This window comes from Agreia sp., assembly GCF_964263775.1.
Taxonomy (GTDB): domain Bacteria; phylum Actinomycetota; class Actinomycetes; order Actinomycetales; family Microbacteriaceae; genus Agreia.
Genome location: NZ_CAXVWM010000026.1, coordinates 1 through 4,626, shown reverse-complemented (window position 1 = coordinate 4,626; position 4,626 = coordinate 1). Strand labels below are relative to the sequence as shown.

Genomic DNA, 4,626 nt, shown 5'->3' with positions numbered 1-4,626 from the left:
GCGCAGAACGGTCGCCTCGAACGCGTCGAGCGCCGTCGCGACATCGGCCTCGGTGACGTGCTCGGCGGGATTGTGGCTCACGCCTCCTGTGCAGCGCACGAAGATCATGCCGATGTCGGCGATCTCGGCGATGGCCATCGCGTCGTGGCCGGCACGCGAGAACAGCGACATCGGCCTCGTGTCGCCCGTCGACCGGATGCCGTCGGCGATCGCATCGCGCAGCCGGCGCGCGCAGACGGCCGCTCTGGCCGAGTGCGTCTGGATGCTCGAGAGCCGCAACCGTCGCCGCTGGCAGATCTCACCAATCGCCTCTTCGATCTGCAGCCACACCCTGTCGCGTTCGGTGTCGTATTCGCCACGCAGGTCGAGGCTGAACTCGACCCTGCCGGGAATCACGTTGACCGCGTCGGGGAACACCTCGAGGTGGCCGACCGTGGCGATGAGCTGGGCCGAGCGGGCGATGCGCTCGATCGTCGTGATGGCCTCGGCGGCGCCGGCGAGCGCGTCGCGGCGACGTTCGTAGGGCGTTCCCGAGTGACCCGCCTGGCCGGTGATCGTGAGCAGAAAACGGCGTGCGCCGGCGATCGACGACACGACTCCCAGCGCCTTGTTCTCGTCTTCGAGGTACGGGCCCTGCTCGATGTGCGTCTCGAGGTAGCCCACGAAGTCGCCGCGCGACCGCGCGGCCTCGCCCACGGCGTCCGGATCGAGCCCGAAGTGCACGTAGGCGTCGCGCAGCGAGACGCCATCTACGTCTTCGAGCTGCCACCACTCGTCGAGCCAGGTTCCCGCGAGTGCCCGGCTGCCGAGCAGTGCGCGGCCGAAGCGGGTGCCCTCCTCGTCGCCGAACGCCACGACCTCGAGCGCGAAGGGAAGCTCGCGGCCCGACGACCGGATGCGGTCGACCACGGCGATGGCCGAGAGCACGCCGAGGATTCCGTCGTAGCGGCCCGCCGAAGGAACGGTGTCGAGGTGCGAGCCGAGCAGCAGCGCGGGCAGCCCGGGTGTCGCGCCCTCGAGCCGGCCGCACTGGTTGCCGGCGGCATCCTGCCAGGTGGTCATTCCCGCCTCGGTCATCCAGCGACCGGCGAGGGCGTTGACCGCCGCGTGCTGGGCCGAGAGGTAGACGCGCTCGATGAGCCCGCCCTCCATCGACGAGTAGGTGGCGAGTTCGTCGCAGCGCTCGAGAATGGCCTGCGCGGTGGTCGAGGTCGGCTGCGTCATGCCCCGGCTCCCGCCCGAACGGCCCGGTCGGCATCGGTATAGATCTCGTAGGCCGCCCCGACTCCGCCGCCGGGCGTCACGGATGCGCCGGCCCGGCGCAGCACGGCCTCGAGTGCGGCGAGCGTGCTGAGCACGGTGTCGCGGCGGGCGTTGTAGCCCATCGTTCCGATGCGCCAGACCGTGCCGTGCAGCGGGCCGAACGAGGTTCCGATCTCGATGCCGAAGTCGTTCAGCAGTTCGCCGCGCACGGCGTCGCCGTTCACTCCGTCGGGGATCATCACGGCCACGACGTTGTTCATTTTGTACGCGAGGTCGCCGAACACGGCGAGGCCGAGTCCCTGCACTCCGGCGAGCATGGCCGAGCCGTGCAGCCGGTGCCGTTCGACGGCGTTCTCGATGCCCTCGTCGATCAGGAGGCGGGCGCACTCGCGGGCACCGTAGAGCATGGTCGTCGCCTCGGTGTGGTGGTTGAGCCGCTTGGGGCCCCAGTAGTCGAAGATCATCGCGAGGTCGAAGTAGTTCGAACGGATCGGATGCGCGGTGACCGCGTCGCCCGCCTCGCGGATGCCCGCCTCGATGCTCTTGCGCGACACGATGCGCTCGACCGCCGCCGCCGAGAAGGTGGCGGGGGCTGAGCCGGAGGGGCCGGCCAGGCATTTCTGGAGGCCCGCGGTCACGGCGTCGATGCCCCAGGCATCCGTCTCGATGGTGTTGCCGCCGAGCGATGCGGTGACGTCGGTGTAGAAGAGCACGCCGTGTTCTGCGCAGATGGCGCCCAGTTCGTCGAGGGGCTGCGCAACGGTGGTGGAGGTGTCGCCGTGCACGACCGCGAGCAGCATGGGTTGCACCTCGACGATCGCGGCCTCGATGGCCTCGGGCGTGAAGACCTCGCCCCAGGGAACCTCGATGACGTGCACCTCGGCTCCGCAGCGCTCGGCGATCTCGCGCAACAGCTGGCCGAAGCGACCGAAGATGGGAACGAGCACCCGGTCACCGGGCTCGATCAGCGAGACGAGCGCGGCCTCGATGCCGGCACGCGAAGTGCCGTCGACCACGAGGGTCTGCTCGTTCGAGGTGCGAAAGACCCCGCGGTACAGCTCCATGGTCTCGTTCATATAGGCCGTCATCGCCGGGTCGTACTGGCCCACGAGCTGCGCCGACATGGCACGCAGCACGCGCGGGTCGGCGTTGATCGGCCCCGGCCCCATCAGCAGTCGCTGCGGCGGGTTGATGGGCTGGGGCAGAGACGAGAGTGAGATGAGCCGACCTCTTTCGCTGAGAATGATCCAGTTGTTTCAGGATTCGATTCTACGGAACGCGCGTTTCATGCGTGTTACACGGTCGCGTTGGCTGAGCCTGTCGAAGGGATCGCGAATCCACTCGGCGGCAACGCACCCTCCTCGCCTCGAAAAGGTGCATCGTCGCCGAGTGGATCTGGCCTGCCAGATCGACTCGGCGCGGATGCACGCTCCGCGGAGGATGTGGGTGCATGTGCGCCGAGTCGATGGGAGGCGTGGCGGTCCCTGGCACGGGGCGGAACGGGCGGCGGCCCTTGGACAGGCTCAGGGAACGGAGGTGCTGCGTCTCAGCGCACGAAGGATGCCGCGATGTCGACGAGGGCGAGGTCGGAGCCGCGCGGTCCCACGAGGCAGAGGCCTGCGGGCGCGCCCGCCACCTCGAGCAGCGGAACCGACAGCGCCGGGTAGCCGCCGATGCCCGCGAAACAGGTGAGCGCCAGAGTCGCCGCCCGGGTCGAATCGATCTCTGCGGGGCCGGCCGTCAGCGACGGCGCGGTCGACGACGTCGACGGCAACAGCAGGATGCGCCCGGCGAGCGCGTCGTCGAGCTGGGTGTGAGCGGCCGCGAGCACCTCGCGAGCAGAGGACTCCGCCTCGGCGGTGATCGACGACCCGATCTCGAACCGAGATGCGACGTCGGCGGCGAGCACGCCGGGATGCGCCGTTATCCAGTCGCCGTGCTGCCGCCAGGCCTCGGCGCCCTGCACGGTGCGGAACGCCTCGAAGAAGCCCGAGGTATCGCCGAGGTCGACCACGCCGACCTCGGGAATGCGGCCGTCGGCCTCGAGCCGGCCCACGGCATCCACCAGCGCGCCCTGCAGCGCGGGATCCGCGGCGAAAAGCAGCTCCGTCGAGATCACGAACCGGGGCTCGACCGGCCGCTGCGCCTCGGCGTCGAGGGTGTTCGCGGCAGCGGCGCGCAGCACAGAAGGCGACCTCGTCAGCCATCCGATCGTGTCGAACGAGGGCGCGAGCGCAAGCAGCCCGGCCGAATCGACCGCGCCGTGGGTTGTGCGCAGGCCCCAGAGGCCCTGGTATGACGCGGGCACCCGGATCGACCCGGCCGTGTCGGTGGCCAGTGCGATGCTGGCGTGTCCCAGCGCCACTGCCGAAGCCGGTCCGCTCGACGAGCCGCCGGGGATCGCACCGGGAATCCTGACGTTGGGCGGGGTTCCGTAATGCACGTTCTTGCCGGCGATCGAGTAGGCGAATTCGTCGGTCTGCGCGATGCCGCGAAGGGATGCGCCGGCCGCGAGCAGGGCGGCGACCGCGGGCGCGTGCGCCTCTGCGGGAGTGCCCTCGGCCAGGAACTCGGGGATTCCGCCGCCGACGGCGAAGCCCTTCACCTCGAACAGGTCTTTCACCGCGACGGTCTCGCCCGCGAGCGCGCCGTCGTCGGATGCGGTCGACGCGACGAGCGGATTGCCGAGCACCCGCCAAATCGCCGTGTTCATCGCGGCCGGGGCGCCGGCGACCTGGGCCGACTCGACGACCCAGCCGTTGGCATCCGGATGCCGCGCCCACAGCTGCGTGACCAGCCCGCGGCCACCCGAGCGGGGCTCGTTCTCGCTGACGATCAGCGCGTATTCGCTCGAGAGCGCGCGCACATGGATCGATGAGATTGTGCGAACGGGAGCCCCGCCCCGCGCGCCACGGAACGAACTGATGCGATCATGGCCGACGAGCAGTCCGCCGGCGTCGCCGCGCAGAGTGGTATCGCCGGGGGCGAATGCCGAATCGAGCGCTTCGAGATCGTTGCTGAGGAGCGCGTTCTCGTAGGCCCAGAACGCGTCGAGCAGGCCCACAGGCAGCTCTCCTGTGACGGTGGTGGGAGAAATGCGCTCAGGCATGGTTTCCTTCGAAATCGGAGATACGCACGCGGGCGTGCACGCCGGTCACCAGGTCGACCACCTGGGAGATGTTGAAGTCGGTCGCCGCGCTGAGGTAGGCGTAGGCCAGATCTTCGTCCATGCCGTAGCGGGCATGCAGCAGCGAGATGGCGGCGCGCACGCACCGGCGCACGGCCTCGTCGAGGTCCTCGTCCATTCCTGTGGGAACGAGGAACTCCTGCGTTTCGGCGAGCGGCCCGACGAGGGTGCCGAAT

At 69.7% G+C, this 4,626-nt stretch carries 3 protein-coding genes and 1 pseudogene; all 4 read right to left on the bottom strand.

Translation table 11 applies throughout. From position 1 onward, the window contains the following. A partial coding sequence (locus tag ACE5CZ_RS02615; protein ID WP_374945807.1) for an allantoate amidohydrolase occupies positions 1-1,224 on the bottom strand: 1,224 nt, incomplete at its 3' end. Beyond that, complete coding sequence (locus tag ACE5CZ_RS02610; protein WP_374945806.1) at positions 1,221-2,432, bottom strand: pyridoxal-phosphate-dependent aminotransferase family protein; 1,212 nt, start codon at positions 2,430-2,432, stop codon at positions 1,221-1,223. The genes ACE5CZ_RS02610 and ACE5CZ_RS02615, both read right to left, overlap by 4 nt. A 377-nt stretch (positions 2,433-2,809) precedes the next feature. Continuing rightward, positions 2,810-4,372 carry an AtzH-like domain-containing protein gene (locus tag ACE5CZ_RS02605; protein ID WP_374945805.1) on the bottom strand — a complete coding sequence of 521 codons (1,563 nt, stop codon included), beginning with the start codon at positions 4,370-4,372 and terminating at the stop codon, positions 2,810-2,812. Then, positions 4,365-4,626 (bottom strand): annotated as a pseudogene (locus ACE5CZ_RS02600) (acetamidase); the annotation flags it as partial. The gene ACE5CZ_RS02605 and the pseudogene ACE5CZ_RS02600, both read right to left, overlap by 8 nt.

Bases quoted from the DNA above. Each gene is read 5' to 3' on its own strand.
- ACE5CZ_RS02610 (WP_374945806.1), bottom strand. From the start codon at position 2,432: ATGGGGCCGGGGCCGATCAACGCCGACCCGCGCGTGCTGCGTGCCATG.
- ACE5CZ_RS02605 (WP_374945805.1), bottom strand. From the start codon at position 4,372: ATGCCTGAGCGCATTTCTCCCACCACCGTCACAGGAGAGCTGCCTGTG.